Origin of the sequence: Oceanospirillum sp. (assembly GCF_048265165.1) — a bacterium.
GTDB lineage: Bacteria > Pseudomonadota > Gammaproteobacteria > Pseudomonadales > Halomonadaceae > Oceanospirillum.
This window is the reverse complement of record NZ_JBLXCD010000002.1, coordinates 313,113-331,339: the sequence shown is the minus strand read 5'-3', so window position 1 is coordinate 331,339 and position 18,227 is coordinate 313,113. Positions and strand designations below refer to the sequence as shown.

General features: G+C 50.7%; 15 protein-coding genes. 4 read left to right on the top strand and 11 right to left on the bottom strand.

Going from position 1 to position 18,227, the window contains the following annotated elements; translation table 11 throughout:
* Positions 1-28: 28 nt before the first annotated feature.
* Positions 29-904 (top strand): AEC family transporter, encoded by an 876-nt coding sequence (locus tag ACN0R8_RS05045; RefSeq protein ID WP_417595705.1) that lies wholly within the window; start codon positions 29-31, stop codon positions 902-904.
* A gap of 250 nt (positions 905-1,154) precedes the next feature.
* On the opposite strand, the gene ACN0R8_RS05040 is transcribed toward ACN0R8_RS05045, so the two are convergent.
* The 8 genes from ACN0R8_RS05040 to ACN0R8_RS05005 all read right to left on the bottom strand — a co-directional run bounded on the left by ACN0R8_RS05040 (position 1,155) and on the right by ACN0R8_RS05005 (position 8,286).
* Positions 1,155-1,481 carry a nucleotidyltransferase domain-containing protein gene (locus ACN0R8_RS05040; protein WP_417595703.1) on the bottom strand — a complete coding sequence of 109 codons (327 nt, stop codon included), beginning with the start codon at positions 1,479-1,481 and terminating at the stop codon, positions 1,155-1,157.
* The gene (locus ACN0R8_RS05035) at positions 1,471-1,896 is read right to left on the bottom strand and encodes a nucleotidyltransferase substrate binding protein (RefSeq protein ID WP_417595701.1); all 426 of its coding nucleotides are present in this window, start codon (positions 1,894-1,896) and stop codon (positions 1,471-1,473) included. Before ACN0R8_RS05035 ends, ACN0R8_RS05040 begins: the two co-directional genes overlap by 11 nt.
* A gap of 191 nt (positions 1,897-2,087) precedes the next feature.
* Positions 2,088-3,317: a beta-ketoacyl-ACP synthase I gene (gene fabB / locus ACN0R8_RS05030; RefSeq protein ID WP_417595699.1), complete on the bottom strand. Its 1,230-nt coding sequence runs from the start codon at positions 3,315-3,317 to the stop codon at positions 2,088-2,090.
* Between the two features lie 15 nt (positions 3,318-3,332).
* Entirely contained in the window at positions 3,333-3,848 is a 516-nt protein-coding gene (fabA, locus tag ACN0R8_RS05025; protein ID WP_417595697.1) for a 3-hydroxyacyl-[acyl-carrier-protein] dehydratase FabA, read from the bottom strand.
* Positions 3,849-4,155: 307 nt separating this feature from the next.
* Positions 4,156-5,625, bottom strand: coding sequence for a cryptochrome/photolyase family protein (locus tag ACN0R8_RS05020; RefSeq protein ID WP_417595695.1), 1,470 nt, complete (start codon positions 5,623-5,625; stop codon positions 4,156-4,158).
* A gap of 136 nt (positions 5,626-5,761) precedes the next feature.
* Positions 5,762-6,715, bottom strand: coding sequence for a MerR family transcriptional regulator (locus ACN0R8_RS05015; RefSeq protein ID WP_417595693.1), 954 nt, complete (start codon positions 6,713-6,715; stop codon positions 5,762-5,764).
* Positions 6,716-6,748: 33 nt separating this feature from the next.
* The gene (locus tag ACN0R8_RS05010) at positions 6,749-7,732 is read right to left on the bottom strand and encodes a YbgA family protein (RefSeq protein WP_417595691.1); all 984 of its coding nucleotides are present in this window, start codon (positions 7,730-7,732) and stop codon (positions 6,749-6,751) included.
* 125 nt (positions 7,733-7,857) lie between these two features.
* Positions 7,858-8,286, bottom strand: a complete 429-nt coding sequence (locus tag ACN0R8_RS05005) for a sirohydrochlorin chelatase (RefSeq protein ID WP_417595689.1) — start codon at positions 8,284-8,286, stop codon at positions 7,858-7,860.
* Positions 8,287-8,438: 152 nt separating this feature from the next.
* Here ACN0R8_RS05005 and ACN0R8_RS05000 point away from each other — a divergent pair, with 152 nt between their 5' ends.
* The gene (locus ACN0R8_RS05000) at positions 8,439-9,335 is read left to right on the top strand and encodes a TIGR01777 family oxidoreductase (RefSeq protein ID WP_417595687.1); all 897 of its coding nucleotides are present in this window, start codon (positions 8,439-8,441) and stop codon (positions 9,333-9,335) included.
* A 186-nt stretch (positions 9,336-9,521) separates the two neighbouring features.
* Positions 9,522-10,907, top strand: a complete 1,386-nt coding sequence (locus ACN0R8_RS04995) for an HD-GYP domain-containing protein (protein ID WP_417595685.1) — start codon at positions 9,522-9,524, stop codon at positions 10,905-10,907.
* A 96-nt stretch (positions 10,908-11,003) separates the two neighbouring features.
* Here the strand turns inward: ACN0R8_RS04995 and rapA are convergent, their stop codons facing one another.
* The 3 genes from rapA to ACN0R8_RS04980 form a co-directional block, all read right to left on the bottom strand.
* Positions 11,004-13,877, bottom strand: a complete 2,874-nt coding sequence (gene rapA, locus ACN0R8_RS04990; RefSeq protein WP_417595683.1) for an RNA polymerase-associated protein RapA — start codon at positions 13,875-13,877, stop codon at positions 11,004-11,006.
* A 186-nt stretch (positions 13,878-14,063) separates the two neighbouring features.
* Positions 14,064-14,912 carry a redoxin domain-containing protein gene (locus tag ACN0R8_RS04985; RefSeq protein ID WP_417595681.1) on the bottom strand — a complete coding sequence of 283 codons (849 nt, stop codon included), beginning with the start codon at positions 14,910-14,912 and terminating at the stop codon, positions 14,064-14,066.
* 19 nt (positions 14,913-14,931) lie between these two features.
* Complete coding sequence (locus ACN0R8_RS04980) at positions 14,932-15,975, bottom strand: thioredoxin fold domain-containing protein (protein ID WP_417595679.1); 1,044 nt, start codon at positions 15,973-15,975, stop codon at positions 14,932-14,934.
* A gap of 512 nt (positions 15,976-16,487) precedes the next feature.
* On the opposite strand from ACN0R8_RS04980, the gene ACN0R8_RS04975 reads away from it, so the two are divergent.
* The gene (locus ACN0R8_RS04975) at positions 16,488-18,035 is read left to right on the top strand and encodes a 2-isopropylmalate synthase (RefSeq protein ID WP_417595677.1); all 1,548 of its coding nucleotides are present in this window, start codon (positions 16,488-16,490) and stop codon (positions 18,033-18,035) included.
* Positions 18,036-18,227 lie beyond the last annotated feature (192 nt).

Below are 18,227 nucleotides of genomic sequence, written 5' to 3'. Positions count from 1 at the left end.
TACATCCCTATTGCTTAGGAGAGGTTAGGTGCTGGTTGAAAAGTTATTACTGACAGTTTTCCCGTTATTTCTGATTGTTGCAATTGGCGCTTTCTACGGCCGCTGGAAGCCAACGGATATATCAACGGCTAATCGTATGAATATGGATGTTTTTGTTCCGGCACTGGTCTTCTCAGTGCTGGCAGATAAATCCTTTGATATGGTCGCTTATCAGGATCTGGCTTTGGCTTCAGCCCTTATCGTGTTGGGCTCCGGTGTTGTTCTTTTGCCGATTGTGAAACTGTTGGGTTGGAATCTGAAGACCTTTATCCCGCCGATGATGTTCAATAACACCGGTAATATGGGGATTCCGCTGATCGTTCTCGCCTTTGGTGAAGCGGCGCTGCCAGCAGCGGTGATGGTTTTTATTGTCGAAATGCTGCTGCATTTCAGTATTGGGCTATATATTCTGGATCACAGGACGAAATTCAGTGCCATGCTGAAAATGCCCGTGGTTCAGGCGACAATTCTCGGCTTTGTTTTTAGTTTTGCAGGTTGGTCATTACCGGAGGCGGTAGCGATCCCGATGGACATGCTGGGACAGATTTCCATTCCGTTGATGCTGTTTACCCTGGGTGTACGCCTACTATCCGTGGATCTTTCTGATTGGAAAATAGGGCTGACTGGTGCCATTCTTTGCCCGCTGTCCGGTTTACTGATGGCTTGGCTGGCAACCTTTATCTGGACATTTGACCCTCAACAGCTGGCGATTCTGGTTGTTTTCAGTGTACTTCCCCCTGCGGTACTCAACTATATGATCGCAGAGCAGTTTAATCAGGAACCCACAAGAGTTGCATCCATCGTGCTGCTGGGCAACTTCGCCAGTGTTTTGGTTCTACCGCTAACGCTCGCCTGGGTGTTGTAATTGTTGGCCTAAGTGTTGTAAACACTGGTCTGGTATATTGTAGCCTGCGCCCTCAGCGGTGCATGACGCTGCCTTCGTGCCTCAGCCGCTTATGGCACCCTACAGCCTCCTGTGGCCGCGACGTAGGGCGGCATAAGCCCCGTACGCAGTGGTTGATTTTTGCTCAGGGGGTTAAGGGGCGTCATCCGCCGTTTTAGCTTTAACGATGTTGGTTGGCGCTTAAAGGAAAACGGAGCGTTAGTCAGAAAAACTATTGCGATGCCTTCTCATAGAAAATCTTGCCGACTCTTTTGATATGCTCAATCAGCTCTGGGTTGTCGATCTGTGAGCAGATCGAAAGGTCAATCTGGTAGGGTAACATCAAATCATCAAGGCGCTGCTCTATTTCGTTGAACGTTTGCCAGTCCAGTATGCCGGTCAGTGTTAGGTCAATATCCGAAGCTGGGCGATAATTACCCTTGGCTCGGGAGCCATAAAGCATGACGCGTTCCACCTGTGGAAAGTCAGCAAAAACAGATTGATAGTGTTCGATATCCTGCCGGGAAAGGCCGAATTTTTCTGTTATCTCAGAGCTCATCTTCCAACCCATTCTGTTTGTCGGTAAAGGTCTGAATAAACTCACTGAAAAGCAATGCATATCTATGTTGAAGGTGATCAAGAATCTGGTTAGCTGTTTCTTCGTTATAGGTGTGTACTGTACGGTTTCTGTCCTGCAGCATTGCCAGCCAGGCATGGCCGTCACTAATAAGCTCGCGTTTAAAGCTTTCACGAATGGCATCTCGGGAACCCGAAATTGTTTCAGCGCCTTGCCAGACCAGATAATCACGTAGTACGTTCCAGGCCAGCTCGTAGGTAAACTCAAAAGCTTGAATGGTGCCCTGTTTTTCCAGATTGCTCAGTGGACGTGTGTCCATCAGCTCAAGAGCTTCCCGCAGCTGAGCGTAGGCATTTTTGAAATGATTAAAACGTTGTGACCAGCGGATATCTGTCATGAAGCGGCCCATTGATTGGCAAGCGTGTTGGGTATTATCGACAAAATAGAGAGTCTATCAGGTTTTCAGCGCACTGTTAGCGGCGCTTGTCGGCAAATAACGGGCACAAAAAAACCCGCTCCGACGTTTAGTCTTCACTAAGAGTCGCGCGGGTTTTTTAATGCAACTTAAAAGCTACTCAGCGGTGCTGATTAACCTTCATAACGCTGCATGATCAGTGTGGCGTTGGTGCCGCCGAAGCCGAAGCTGTTGGACATGACGCGATCCAGAGTTACGCCTTCACGCAGTTCCGTCACGATATCCAAGCCTTGTGCTTGCTCATCCAGCTCTTCCACGTTAGCAGAAGCGGTGATGAAGTCATGTTTCATCATCAACAGGCTGTAGATCGCTTCCTGAACACCCGTTGCACCCAAAGAGTGGCCGGTCAGCGATTTGGTTGAGCTCATCGCTGGGCTATTACCACCGCTCTCTGTTGCAAAAACAGCTTTAACCGCTTTCAGTTCAGCAACGTCACCCACAGGCGTTGAGGTGCCATGGGTGTTGATGTAATCAACATTGCCATCAACTGTAGACATCGCCTGTTCCATGCATCGCTGTGCACCTTCACCAGAAGGAGCCACCATGTCATAGCCGTCAGAGGTTGCGCCATAGCCAACTACTTCTGCGTAGATCTTGGCGCCACGGGCTTTAGCGTGTTCCAACTCTTCCAGAACCAGCATGCCACCGCCACCTGCGATAACAAAACCATCACGGTTTGCATCGTAAGCACGGGAAGCCTTTTCAGGTGTCTCGTTATATTTGGTAGACAGTGCGCCCATAGCATCAAACAGACAGCTGAGCGTCCAGTGTTCCTCTTCACCACCACCGGCAAACACAACATCTTGTTTACCCATCTGAATCTGCTCAACACCGGCCCCAATACAGTGGGCGCTGGTCGCACAGGCAGAGGAAATAGAGTAGTTAACACCCTTGATCTTGAATGGCGTTGCCAGACAAGCAGATACGGTGCTGCCCATGGTGCGTGTAACACGGTAAGGACCAACGCGGCGTAAGCCTTTTTCACGCAGAATATCTGCTGCTTCCACCTGATCAGCAGAAGATGCACCACCGGAGCCAGCAATTAGGCCGGTGCGTACGTTGGAGACCTGGTCTTCACTCAGGCCTGAATCGGCAATAGCCTGCTGCATGGACAGATAAGCGTAGCCAGCAGCATCACCCATAAAGCGTTTCAGCTTACGGTCGATCATCTCATCGAGATTAATATCCACAGAGCCGGAAACATGGCTGCGGAAACCGCGATCGCGATACTCTTCGTTGAATTTAATACCAGAGCGACCCTGACGCAGGGACTCAAGCACGGAGGCAACGTCATTACCCAGGCAAGATACAATGCCCATTCCGGTTACAACTACACGTCTCATGGTTAGCCCTCTGTCTTAGAAGTTATCTGTTGAAGTAAACAGACCCACACGCAGATCTTTTGCGGTGTAAATCTCACGACCATCAACTGATACTGAGCCATCAGCGATACCCAGGCAAAGTTTGCGGGAGATAACGCGCTTAATAGTGATCTTGTAGGTCACCAGCTTAGCGGTTGGCAGGATCTGGCCTGTGAATTTAACTTCACCACTGCCAAGGGCACGACCCTTGCCAGCATTGCCTAACCAGCCCAGGTGGAAGCCTACCAGCTGCCACATAGCATCAAGTCCAAGACAGCCAGGCATTACCGGGTCACCCGGGAAATGGCAGTCGAAGAACCAAAGATCAGGTGTGATATCCAGTTCGGCGATAATCTCGCCTTTACCGTGTTCGCCGCCATCTTCAGTAATACTGACGATACGATCCAACATAAGCATATTAGGTGCAGGCAGCTGAGCATTGCCCGGACCAAATAGCTCCCCTTGGCTGCATTGCAGCAACTCTTCACGGCTATAAGAATTTTGCTTGGTCACAGAAAAAATCCAGTGGTTATTATTCGATTTCTGTCAGAAATAGTCGCGCATAGTCTAAAACGTGTGGGGGTATATTGCACGTTTACCCCATCAATAAATAGTGTTTGCCCAAGTGAAAGCATGATCGGAGTATAGAAAAAAGTGCTAAAGAGCGATAGCCCCGAGGGTTAGCAGCTTGTTTTACTCTCCATCACAACAACGTACTCTTCCTGCTGATAGGCTGAATTAATCAGGCGTCACGGGAAAATGAACGTCCACCCCTGTAAATGAGTATAGGCAATATCCGTCTTTCATGGTGACCCTTTGCCTATTGAGCAGAAGATTCTGATTTCACCGCTTTAAACGCTGCCATCATTCTTTCCTTACCCTCTTTAAGATCGGCCATCGGATTCGGATAGCCCTGTACATAACCTTTCGGTTGGGTGCGCTGTTTTGCGGGTAACTTTGCCAACTCCGGCACAAAGCGGGCGATAAACTCACCCTGAGCATCAAAGCGTTCCGCCTGGCGGTAGGGGCTTAATAGTCGAAAGTATGGCACAGCATCGGTGCCGGTAGATGCGGCCCACTGCCAGCCTCCATTATTTGACGCCAGATCCGCATCCACCAGATGCTGCATAAACCAGCGCTCTCCCTCATGCCAGTCAATCAGCAGGTACTTACTCAGGAAAACGGCAGTCAGCATCCTCAGCCGGTTGTGCATCCAGCCGGTTTCTTTCAGCTGGCGCATCGCGGCATCCACCAGTGGAAATCCGGTTCTTCCCTCCTGCCAGCGTTGCAGGTCCTCCGGAGCGTTGCGCCATTGGATATTGGACGTTTCTTTTTTAAAAGGCTGGTTGCGGCTCAGTTCCGGATACAAAACCAGCAGATGACGATAAAAATCCCGCCACAGCAGTTCACCCTGCCAGGTGCTGGCGGATTCTGCAGCAGCCGGATCACTCAGCCTTATCTGCTCCGCAGCACGCCAGCAGCTTTTAACAGAGAGCTTACCCGTTGCCAGCATCGGTGACAGCAGACTAGTGCCTTTAGCATCGGCCGGAAAATCACGCTGAGTTTTATAGCGATTGATCGGCTGTCCACAGAACAGCTCCAGCTGATGAAAAGCCTCTTTTTCGGTGGCGGGCCAGCGTTGCTGGATTGGATCATCCGAATAGTTTTGAGGTTGAAAAGTCACCCCGTCCGACTGAGCTAATGACAGCGATTCGATCTTTGGCTGCAAACTCTGTTGTGTATCAGAAATCACAGGAGCCGGGGAAGGGAACGTCTGCACCGGCTGTTGGGCAATCATCTGTTGCGCCTGTTTACGGAATGGGGTGTAAACCCGGTAGGGGGTGCCATCATTTTTCAGCACACTGCCCAATGGCAGAATGCTCTGGTCATGGAACAGCTGACAATGGATTCCTGCCGGTTCCGCCTGAGCGATAAGCTGCTGATCCCGTTGACGCTCATTCAGTTCTGGCTCTTCATTGGCGAAAATCTGATCGCAGTTCAGCCGCTGGCACAGTTGGAGCAGCGCCGGGATTTGTCCGGCAAAGGTTGCCACATCCAGGCAGATCAAGGGGATATGCAGCGACTCAAGTTCCTCTTTGAGATCCAGCAGGCAGCGCTCGGTATAACGTATCCGGTTTTGACCCCAGTCATGGGATTGCCATTGCTGTAGAGGCCGCAGAAAGCAGGCAATAACCCCTGAGCCATTCTGTTGCGCTTGCTGGCATGCGGTAAATAGTGCCGGGTTATCATGAACTCTCAGATCGGATCGAAACCAGACCAGTTGTGACATGGTGATCTCCTCTGGTTTATCAGTGTTAGTGTTTTAGCTGTCATTGTTATCGTGTCGCAGCTTTTCCTGAGTTGGTGTGGTCAGAAATGCAGGCGCTGTTCAGTTAGTAGTGTTGGCCAGTCCTGAGTTGGTGTGGTCAGAAATGCAGGCGCTGTTCAGTTAGTAGTGTTGGCCAGTCTTCAGCGATCTGCCAGCCGCATTTGGTAAAGATGTCTGGCTGAATCTTGGCCAGAGGGCCAGCCAGCCAGCAGGGTGAGCCCACTGTCTTAAGCTGTTGCTGTTCTCTCTGTTTCAGTGGTGTCGTTTTCTCATTGCCCAACAGTAAAACACCGCTAAGGGGGTGCTGTTGTTCAACCAGATGCAGTAGCGACCAGACAGGTAGCTCATCCAGCAGTAGTACGGGAATATTCAGATCGGTACACATCAGTGCTGCCAGCCAGAGTTCAAACCTGGGTTTGTGTGTCGGCAGGTGGCTGATCAGCAGACGCTTCTGCTCTTTGGTCTGCAGATTGCGATGCATCAGACGGGCACCAACACGATTGCGAAGATAGCTGTCCAGCTGTAGCTGCATCAGCTGACGGCGCTCGCCTTCAGGTTCGGCAGCCAGGTAGGTCAGCAGTGGCTGCCAGAAAAAACGCATCAGCAGGGCCGCCGGATAGATGGCGCTCACCTGATTCAGTGTCTGGTCAAAGCGGATCATATTCCCCTGCTGCAGCGCCACCATGGACTCATCCAATACCGGCTGCCAGTCCGGTTCAGGATTGGCCGACTGCGTTGTCGGCATTGACTCCTGGGCAGCAGCTTCCCGTTCGGTCAAGGGTGGTAATAGCTTAGCGACCTGTCCCACAGAAACCCCTCGGCCCAGCCATTGCTGAATCTGCTCGATACGTTCGATATCAAATTCAGAGTAGAGGCGGTGCCCCTTATGGGTGCGTTGAGGTTTGATTAAACCGTATCGGCGCTCCCAGGCACGAAGCGTGACTGAGTTGACGCCGGTGCGCTCTGAAACCTCCCGGATAGGTAGCCAGCGATCTTCGGCTCGGACAACTTCCGTTGAACTGAAGGGGTGGAGTGTATGGGGTTGGCTCATGATATTCCTACTGGTTCGCTTAAGTTGTTTGCATTACACGCCGTCAATGGCCAGATCTTCTGGGTAAGGGTACAGATAGCGGTAGTTTCCGGCGTATTCACAACCATGTACCTCAAACAGGTGGCGCATGAGTACCAGGGGCGCGATCAGCGGGATCATGCCAGTGCGGTAATTATCAATGGTTTGACGCAGGTTCTGACGCTCTGAACTGGTCAGTTTTTCTCTCAGGTAACCCTGCAGATGCATCAGAGTATTAGTGTGATTTTCACGGGTAGCCGGTTCTTTCAGGATCGCCATAAATTGGGGAAGATACTCTTTGGCCTTCTGTTCCACGCTGGCTTTGTCCACACCCGCCAGCCATTTGCCCAGATTCCGGTAGGCCTGCTGGTTGTGTGCCATTAGCAGAGGCTTGTATTGCGTGTGGAAATCGAGCAGTGCTTTAGGTGTCATACCCGCTTCTTCCAGTGCCTGCCAAGTGTTGTAGGCGTAAACACGGGTCAGAAAGCTCTCCCGTAACTGTGGGTCGGTCAGGCGTCCGCTTTCCTCAACCGGTAACTCTGGATAGGTACGCATTAATGTTTCAGCAAAGATACCGCCCTGGGATATATCTGACCGGTTGCCGTTTTCACGGTATACCTTAACGCGGGCCATGCCACAGCTAGGTGACTTGCCCAGCAGAACATAGCCACTCAGGCCTGTCAGCTGATTAACCGTGCGTTCGCTGAAGTGGGTTAGCTGCTCAGTATAGTCATCATCACTTTTAGTACCCCGTACCCGTATTTCATCCTGCATGCTGACCAGCCGGATCGGTTCGCGGGGGATGCTCATACCTGAACCCACTTCAGGGCAGGTTGGTATAAATGTGAAGTGTTTTGCCAGAACATCTGTGCAATAGCGAGCGTGTTTATGTCCGCCGTCAAAACGAACCTGTTCTCCCAGCAGGCACTGGCTGATGCCGATGCGAATTTCACGATCCGGAAAAACTGATGTTTGTGATGCTGTGGTGGCATTTGTCATAGCAGCAGACCTCTGTCAGACACTGGTTTATTTACATTAATAGGAGTAGAGGGTCAGGTTATCTCTGACTAACTATGAGTATAGACAGTAACCCGTTGGTGTCTGCTAATAATTGTACAAAAAAATCATTTTGTACAATTATTTTTGTCAGAGAAATCGAGATCGGCTGCAATCGAAGTTAGGGCTTCGGTCATTTTGGGGTGGAAGCCCACAGGATCATGCAGCGTAAAGGTAAGATGCTTGAAGCGTTTATTCAGTTCTGAAATTTGATTAGGAACATCTCTTCTGAGGTGGCGACCTGCGGAAAAAAACAGCGGCAGAATTTCAATATCAATAATCCGATCTGCAGGTTGATCATTAGCTATATCCTCAAGGGAAGGCCCACAAAGCTCCATAAATCCAAGTCTTACGGGGTGTGGCTGGTTAGCTGCAATGCTGTCGGCCATCTCCCTGAAGGGTTTCTGCCAGGCGGGGTCGCTGCTGCCATGGGCCAGAAGTACAAGCAGTGTCTGGCGGTCGTTATTCTGAAGTGATGCCGGGTTGGTTGCGGACATAGCGGAAGCCTTTTCAGTAGGTGTTATCTAACGTGTCTGATCCGAAAACGTGTCTCAGAGGTATACTTGTACAAGATCAAAAAAATTATACAAATTTATCAGTTTTAAATCATACTCAATGCAGTGTGATTGACTGGCAGGAGGCGTATCAGATGAACATTATGCTTACAGGTGGCACAGGTTTTATTGGTAAGGCTCTTTGCCATCGCCTTTTGGATGAAGGACATGTGCTTTACGTTGTCAGCCGCTGGCCGGATCAGGTGAATTCTATTATTGGGCGTCCGGTGAATGCAGCTTCTGACCCTTTGCAGTGGCTGGACCAGCCCATTGATGTGATGATCAACTTGGCTGGTGCTCCTATCGCTGATGCCCGCTGGAGTGACGCCCGAAAAGACGAGTTGTTGCAAAGCCGTCTACGACCAACCCGTCAGCTGGTACGTTTTGCTGAAGAGGCGAGTCAAAAGCCTAAAGTGCTGATCAGTGGCTCTGCCATTGGGTTTTATGGTGCCCATGATGATGATGAGGTTACTGAATTGTCTGCGGCCCATGATGAGTTTGCTCACCGTCTGTGTGTTGAATGGGAAGGTGAGGCGCTGGCAGCAGAGCAGAGCGGTGTAAGGGTTTGTCTGTTAAGAACAGGCCTGGTTCTGGGGCCGGATGGCGGTATGTTAGGTCGCTTGCTGACACCCTTTAAACTGGGGCTTGGAGGTCGCTTAGGTTCTGGTCAGCACTATATGCCCTGGATTCACAGAGACGACCTGATCAATATCATTCTTTTTCTGATTCAAAGAGATGATATGAGTGGCGCTTTCAATGGTACGGCACCGACTCCGGTGCGTAATGCGACCTTTAGCCGTATTCTGGCAGGGACTCTGAAGCGCCCCACGCTGATGCCAGTTCCTGCCTGCCTGCTAAAACTGGCACTGGGTGAGTTATCCCAGATGCTGCTGACAGGGGCTAAAGTCGTCCCCTACCGATTAGAAAAGGCTGGTTTTGTGTTTCAATATCCTACCGTCAGGCCAGCGCTTGCGCAGATTTTAGAGCGATAGCATCAGAGGAAACACGAGAAATATTTTCAAAGCGGTTTAGTTTGTTATTATGGGAGGCATTAACGGAAAGGTGAGCTGGTATTTTATCCCTTGTATTCAGGGACATCTATTTTGATAGATGACTTATTCTCTAAGGAATAGCTCACTTCGACAGCAGCTTATAATGGCATTTTAGGGGCGTTTTGGATGTCAGAAGAGAACAACGAATATGAACCGAATCAGACCGATGAGTATGTCAATCATCTGGCTGATGTCCAAGATACCCACCCTGCGACAGCCTCTGAAGATATTCTGAATGAACACGGTGTTTTGCTGTTGAAAAAAGGGGCAGTGATCAATCAGAAGGTTGCGGGTCACTTGGTTCAACATAAGCTCAAGAAAGAACTTGATCAGTCTATCAGTGTTGCAAATCCTCTTACCGTTTATGACATTTTAAATCAGATTCTGGAGTTGGTTGAGAGTGAGTCAGAGCTCAACTTGCTACATCAGCACTTTGAATTTGAAGTAACCCTCCGGCAACTTCTTTTTGTTAAGCCGATACCCGCTCCGATTCTGCAGCGCCTGACAGTGATGCAGGAAGTGATGCCGGATTTCTATAAGCGAAGCTTGTTCTGTGCCTGGATGGCTCCGCTATTAGCAAAGATACAGGATTTACCACATCAGAGTTACTTCTCTGCCTTTGCTGCAGGCCTGAGCCATGATATTGGTTTATTGCATATACCAGTAGAGGCTGCGACTAAACAGGAAGGTTTGACATATCAGCAATGGCGCGCTCTTAAAACGCATCCGATTGTGGCTCGCATCATTTTGGAAGGACGCAAAATTTACGATGAAGATGTGTTGAGTGCTGTTGCAGATCACCAGGAACGCTGTGACCGGTCAGGTTATCCTGCACAAAAGCCTGCAAAAGAGATTAACTGGGCGGCACCCTTGGTTGGGCTTGCAGATCAGTTATTTGATATTTTTTATGATAAAGAGCGTACCAGCAGGACAATCCTGACCTGGAATGCCTATCTTGAAGTCAATATGAGCACTTTTGGTGTCCGTAATGTTGAAGCCTTGCTTGCGGTGCTGAAAGAGCCAAAAATTTCCTCCCATGTTAATAAAGCATTACCTGAAGTTAATGTCGGAAGTGTTTCCCGCCAGAATGAACAGGTGCATCAGCTCTTTGATATGGCTGTTGAGCTGTTTGATATTTCGTCTGACTACCCTCGTTCACGCATCGCACGAGGTGTTTCAGAGTGTATTACCCAGCTGCGTTGGGTGCGCGATTCCGCTGGTATGGGGTCAGAGCATCTGTCGGAATGGCTTGACTGGGGTGAGAAGAATAAAGACCAGATTGATCAGGTTGAGATGTCTGAAATCTCAGAGTTATTGACTTGTCTGCGCTGGCGCTTCCGTCACCTTAGGCGTTTGGCTGTTGAGCTCTCCTGGAATGACAAGCTTCCCGCTGAAGATAAAGCCAGGATTGAAGTGATCTACAAGAAAATGCAGCCGTTGCTGCCGCGGCCGGGGCTTATTGATCCGGAAGCCCCTGAGCCGGAAGAGCAGGTGGTAGCGATACCGAACTAATACACTGGGTCTGTGATTACAGAGCACCGTTTTTCAAAAAAGCCGGTACTTTTCAGGTGAAAGTACTGGCTTTTTTGAGTTGTGCCGTCCGGTGTGTTACGCAGTCACAATCACCCGGATACCTTCGATATTCACCCGCGCTTTTTCCAGTGCATCGGCCACGGCCAGATACTCCATCTCCAGTGCTTTGACTTCGATGTCACGGATCGATGGGTTTACTTCACGCAGGGCCTTCATGCGCTGCACCTCAGGGTACAGCAGCGACTGCATCTTCAGCTGTGCCTCTTCGATCACAGTGGGCAGAATATCATTGGCGCGGCTATCAGCGGTATCCACCAGTTCGCGTATCTGTTCCTGGCGTAGCTTGACCACTTCCCGTGCGGTGGCTTTTTTCAGTCTATCCAGTTTTGGACTCAGACCCTCAAAGCTGACTTTTTTGCCCAGATCATTGCCACGCTCATCTAGCAGGAAACGCATAGTGGTTGGAGGCAGGTAGCGGCCGATCTGCAGGTGTTTCGGTGCTGCGCAGTGGATCGAGGCGATCACTTCCAGCAGCAGAGTACCTTCCGGCAGCGCTTTGGTTTTGAAGATGCTGACGGCGTTATTACCGAGACTGCCGGAGACAACCTGTTCCTGTAGCGCTTGTACAAACGGGTGCTCCCAACTAAAGAACTGCAGGTCTTCACGGTGCAGGGCATAGTCGCGACTGGTGGTCATGGAGAAACCATCTTCGTTGTCGAGTCCCGGCAGATCCGAGTTAAGCATGTGTTCACCCGGTGTCAGATGCCAGCTGAACTCGCCGGTCTCTTCGCTGTTAACACCGAAGATATCCAGTGCGTTTTCCAGCCAGGTGTTCAGCGCTTCTGGTTCATCCTGAGCTTCAATGGCACTGACCAGCTCCTGGGCTTCCTGCGGACGACAGGCGTTACGCTCCAGTAGACGGTCACGGCCCGCCTGCATGGCGGCATTCAGTTCCTGACGGCGTTGTGCGGTGGCTTCAGTGAGTTGCTCAAGGCGTTCAGCATCCTGGCTGACAATAGCATCAGAAACGGCTTCACCAAACTCGGTAAAGAGTGCAGAAGCTGCAGGGCAGGGCGCGGTAAAGGCGTTAAGACCTCTGTCGTACCACTCCAGCAGGTCCTGTTGACCGGATTCTTCAAAGTAGGGCACATGGATCTGAATATCGTGCTGCTGACCGATACGGTCGAGGCGGCCGATACGCTGTTCCAGAAGATCGGGGTTCGGCGGCAGATCAAACAGCACGAGATGACGGGCAAACTGGAAGTTACGGCCTTCACTGCCAATTTCTGAGCAGATCAGTACCGGTGGGCCAGACTCATGATCAGCAAACCAGGCGGCGGCACGGTCTCGCTCCAGGATGCTCAGGCCTTCGTGGAAGGCTGGTGCGTGCAGGCCAGTGGCCTCCTTCAGTGCTTCAGACAGAGCCAGAGCGCTGGCGGCGCTATGGCAGATTAGCAGGGTTTTCTCGTCATCGTGGTTGTGCAGATGTTCGAGGAGCCATTGGAAACGGCTATCATCCTTAGCCCAGTTATCGGTGACTAAAGCATCTTCGATATATTGTTCCGGGCTCAGGTGGGCCTGTAATTCGGAGGAAGACATCTGAGCCTCATAGGCTTCCGGTAGTTCCAGTGGATGACTCTGTAGCTGGCGCTGTTTAAAGCCGGTGACCGTGTCACGGGTGTTGCGGAACAGAACGCGACCTGTGCCGTGACGGTCCAGTAGTTGTCCTTGCAGCTGAGTGCAGGCTGAATCGATCTGCTCCAGATCCGCTTCATCGTTTTCAATCAGATCGATCAATGCCTGTGCATCAGATTCCGGCAGTAGTTCCCGCAGCTGAGTGATAACAGTCTGGGTGGCTGGCTCGCCGTCAGCAATATCTTCTAAGGCTTCAACCGCTTCAGCAATGGGCTGGTACTGACCTTCTTCCTGCTCGAACTGCTCAAAACTTGAGTAACGCTCCGGGTCTAACAGGCGAAGGCGGGCAAAGTGGCTGGCTTTTCCCAGCTGCTCCGGCGTTGCGGTTAAAAGAAGCAGGCCGGAGGTGTCTTCTGCTAACTGCTCGATGCACTGATAGGCCTGACTCGGAGCGTCCGGGTGCCATTCAAGGTGGTGTGCCTCATCGACAACAAGAGTGTCCCACTGGGCGGCAACGGCCTGCTCCTGAAGCTCAGGGTGATCCGTCAGGAGTTCTAAGCTGCAGATCACCAGTTGGGCCTGTTCAAAAGCGTTCTGGCCGGGATACTGAGCGCAGCGTTCGTAATCAAACAGGCTGAACTGCAGGTTAAAACGGCGAAGCATCTCTACCAGCCACTGGTTCTGCAGAGACTCCGGCACCACAATCAGAATGCGCTGGGCGTTTCCGGTGAGCCACTGGCGATGCAGAATGAGTCCCGCTTCTACGGTCTTACCCAAACCTACTTCATCCGCCAGCAAAACCCGGGGAGCGTAACGACTTCCAACACTATGGGCGATATAGAGCTGGTGAGGGATAAGAGCCATTCGGGCACCGGATAAGCCCTGAATAGCGGCACGGCTTTGCTTATCGCTGTGCAGTAAGGTGCGGTAACGTAGGTTGAACCAGTCATTACGGTCAATCTGGCCGGTCAGCAGGCGGTCTTTTGCTTTCTGCAGGCTAAGGTGATTGTTCAGGTGTGTCTCCGGCACCTCTTTCTCATTGCCCTGGGTGTCGAGGCAGATATAAACCAGCAGACCATCTTCTTCCAGTGCGGTAGCGACGATAAAACGCTCGCCTTCATGACTTTCGATCTGATCACCACTGGAGAAGGATACCCGAGTGAGCGGAGCTGAGCGGGTGGCATATACGCGGGTCTCTCCCGAAGCAGGAAACAGCACGGTTACGCTTCGCATATCGCAGGTCAGAATGGTTCCTAATCCTAAGTCGCTTTCGGCGTCACTGATCCATCGTTGTCCGGGAATGTAGGGCAGCATGTATACCTCTTTAACGTGGGTAATAAGTTAGCAAATAAGAAGGTGGTGTCGTTTTTCGGGGCAACCCCTTCAGCTGATAAATAACTGGAGTGGCCTGGCCGAGAAAAAAGGGCGCTATGTTAACGGATTTATTGCCGTATCCCCAGTGCTTTCAAACATAGATCATAGGAAGAGGTGAGCAGGGAATTACTGCTCTTCTGGCAGGATTGCTTTTGTCATCTCTCTCAGGCGGGCGTGATTAACCTCTCCTGTATGGCTATCCATCAGCTGTCCATCTTTGTAGGCCAGTGTTATCGGCAAGCCAACGCCCTGGATCGCCTGCATCAGGCTTTGATTGGGATCAAGAAGTATTATCTGTTCAGGTATAGCGCTATCACTGTTTTCAATAAAACGTCGAACCATCTGAGGTGACTCCCCCTGATTAACCAGCCAGAGCTGTACTTCAGGGTAATCCTGTGCAAATTTAACCAGGGATGGCATTTCCCGACGACAAGGACCACACCAGCTCGCCCAGATATTTAGGATCACGGCTCCTTGCTGTTCCGGAAGAGAGACAGATCTGGTGTAAGGGCTATCCTGGTGAAGCGCTGTCAGAGTGAGTTCGGGGATTTTCTGCTGCGTATTATTGCTAATGGGGTCAAGAGCAGAAAGGGCAAACCAAATCAGAGTGCAACTTGTCAGCCAGGTAAGACTGACCAGAAGCCATTTAGGCGAGCGGAAAGACCAGAAACTGGCCGCAGCTGCTGCGATCAGAGCTGCTGTGATCGAGTAGCCTGGCTGCCAGAAATAGAGAATAGAGACCAGGTCATGACGATAGCTATCAAAGTGCTGAACAGCATATGTTAATCGACCGAGTATTAAGCCAAGCCAAAAGCTGTTCTGTGCCCAATGACTGAAACTGAAGGTGTTGTCAGGCCACTTTTTTACCTTCAGCCATTGCAGTAGTTCTGCTCCGATAAAAAAGAGCACCACGGAAGTGATCAGATAGATCACCTTGGCTGACAGCATAAAGGGGCCGAGTGAAACAGCATCCATGGTATGGGTCCTTTATGGCTCAACGAAAACGGAATAATCCCGGGTCTGTCTGAGGTTGTTCCGGTAATCCAGTAATATGGGGAAATTCCCCCAGCTTTGGCATACCGCTGCGAATCTTCAGTTCACCGCTCTCATCAGCCCAAACCAGTCCGGGTGTTCCCTGAATCCCAAAACGTTGCATCAGCTTCATATTGCTCTGCAGTTGGCGGCGGGATGTTTCTTTTACTGCGGCTGTTGGCTGTTGCTCTGTATTGAACAGACGCATACTTTCTGTCAGTTCGTTCTCCGGGTTCCGGCTTTGCAGAATGGCGGCTGCTTTATCTCGGCTTTCCGGGTTCAGAAAGGCGACCGGAATCCAACGGATCTCAACCCCTTTATCTATATAAGGCTGAAAGGCTTTCCATGCGAGATGACAAAAAGGACAGCTGGGGTCAAAAAACGCATAGATAACACGCTTGGCTTCAATGGTTTGTTCGGTTGCAGGTTCTGCACCGGACTCTGCCTGGGTGTTAGTACTTTCGCCGTCGGGGCTGGCATCAACCGGTGCTGTAGCAGAGTCGGGAAGATTAAGCTCTTTTGGCGCTCCAATACTGATGTAGGTTGCTTCTTCCAGTAACGCAATATCAGGTTTTGGGAAGTATTTTTGGGCATAACGTTCAGACAGGTTCTGGCCCGCCTCATTGATCAGGGCACCGGATATCAGCGTGCGTTGATCCGGCGTGGTATAAACCAGAGTAAACTGACCATCAAGGGAGAGCACCCAGCCTGTCAGGTCGGATTCCGCATGAAACTGACTTTCCAGTACCAGACCCTGCTCAAGAGCACGGGAGATAGGTAAAGGCAGACCTACCATGCTTTCGCTGCCTTTGTCGGCTAAAGAGACTTGTTCTGTTTCTGATGATGGATGTTTTTCTGACGTATTTGATGTTGATACGGTCGCTAACTGGGTTGCAGGTGCTTCGTTGCCGGTCTGTTGACTGTTCAGGCTGGCTTGAGCCGTGTGAAGACCTGCTCCGAAAAGAGCCAGTGAGAATGCAATAGCGAAAGATCTTGTTCTTAGCATTTGGCAGCCATATTGTTTGAATTTGAAATAACAGGTGTAAATCTGAAACGATCCCAGACGCATTGTAAACGATCCTGCTTCAGAACGCAGTTCAGTCTATGGGTTCCTTAACCGGGGTGAAAATCTCCACTAATCACAGGTGAAACGCTATGAATGACGGTTTACGACTGATGGCTGTGGCCAGCCAGTTGGTTGGTTTTATAATCATTTTCCTGCTACGGACCTATGACATCGCCATTTTTTGGCAGGGGGTAGTTCTGGGTCTTATGTTGTGTTCAGTATCTCTAATATGGCTTTTTTGTCGTTATGCACGCAATAAAAAACTATTAGACCGACACCGGTAGTTCGAATCTCATTTATCCCTGTGGGCCACAGTTGGCAAGGTCTGATGCTGGCGCTATAGTCAAATAAAAAGTAAAAAAGCTCAGGCGCAGACAAGCCTTGGTTGCGACCGGAGCATCAGACAATACAGGGGCAAAAAAGGAATTTACGGCCCCATGCAGGAGATAAACATGAGTAACGAGCATCTGGTAATTTTTGATACCACCTTACGGGATGGCGAACAGAGTCCCGGCGCATCCATGACCAAAGATGAGAAAGTACGTATCGCCAAACACCTAGAGAAAATGCAGGTGGATGTGATCGAGGCGGGTTTTGCCATCGCCAGTCCCGGTGACTTTGAAGCGGTCAAAGCGGTTGCTGATAACGTAAAAGACAGTACCATCTGTAGTCTGTCTCGTGCTTTGGATGCGGATATTGAACGAGCTGCTGAAGCGCTAGTAGGTGCTAACTCAGGGCGTATTCATACCTTTATTGCCACCTCGCCAATTCACATGCAGTACAAACTGCAGATGCAGCCGGAACAGGTGATAGAGCAGGCGGTGCGCGCGGTGAAAAAAGCCCGTAGCCTGATCTCAGATGTGGAGTTCTCATGCGAAGATGCAGGACGCTCCGAGATCGATTTCCTCTGCCGTATTATCGAAGCGGCTATTGATGCCGGTGCGACCACGATCAATATTCCGGATACGGTAGGCTATGCGATACCGGATCAGTTTGCGGAGACTATCCGTCAGCTATTAAACCGCATACCTAATGCAGACAAAGCGATCTTCTCGGTGCACTGTCATAATGACCTAGGGCTTGCGGTGGCGAATTCGCTGGCAGCAGTTCAGGCCGGTGCCCGTCAGGTGGAATGTACCATCAATGGTCTCGGTGAGCGTGCTGGTAATGCTTCTTTGGAAGAAGTGGTTATGGGTATCCGTACCCGTCCGGATATTTTTACGGTGCAAACTCAAGTTGAACCCGTGCATATCGTGCCGACCTCTCGATTGGTTTCCACGGTGACTGGTTTCCCTGTGCAGCCGAATAAGGCGATTGTGGGGAAAAACGCCTTCGCTCATGAGTCTGGTATTCATCAGGATGGCGTACTCAAGCATCGCGAAACCTATGAGATCATGAAGGCTCAGGATGTAGGCTGGAATACCAACGCCATCGTCCTGGGTAAACACTCGGGCCGAAACGCTTTCCGCTCCCGTCTGACCGATCTGGGGATCAGCTTTGATTCAGAAGCTGAGTTGAACCATGCCTTTGCTTTGTTTAAACAGCTGGCAGATAAAAAACATGAAATCTACGATGAGGATCTGCAGGCTCTGGTGAGCGATAGTCGTGCGACTAATGCGGTTGAACGCTACTGCCTGGAAACCCTTGAGGTACAGTCTAAAACCGGTGAGACGCCGTTGGCGAAAGTTGTGTTGAGTGTCGATGGTGAGGAAGTGGCTGCTGAATCGGAAGGCAGCGGCCCTGTGGATGCAACTTTCAAAGCGATTGAGAAGATTGTAAACAGCGATACTGTGCTGGAGCTGTACTCGGTGAATGCGATCACCAGTGGCACGGACTCTCAGGGTGAGGTTACAGTACGTTTGGATAAAGCAGGGCGCCTGGTGACCGGCCTGGGGGCCGATACCGATATTGTAATTGCGTCAGGTAAAGCTTATGTTCATGCGCTGAATGCACTGGTCAGTCAGGTTGAGCGCAAGCACCCGCAGGGTGCTGCAGTCTGATTGAATCCACTGGATTTTAGTTCTGAGCTATGCAATAGCGACTGTGGGATATTCAATGCCGGTTCTTGGATATTCAATGAAGGAGGCGACAGGTATAATGCCTGTCGCTTTTTCATTGTTTCTGGCTGTCCGGCCGTTGCTTTAATAAAGCTTGCAGCCCTTCAACGCTTATTCATTATGTTTCATAGGATG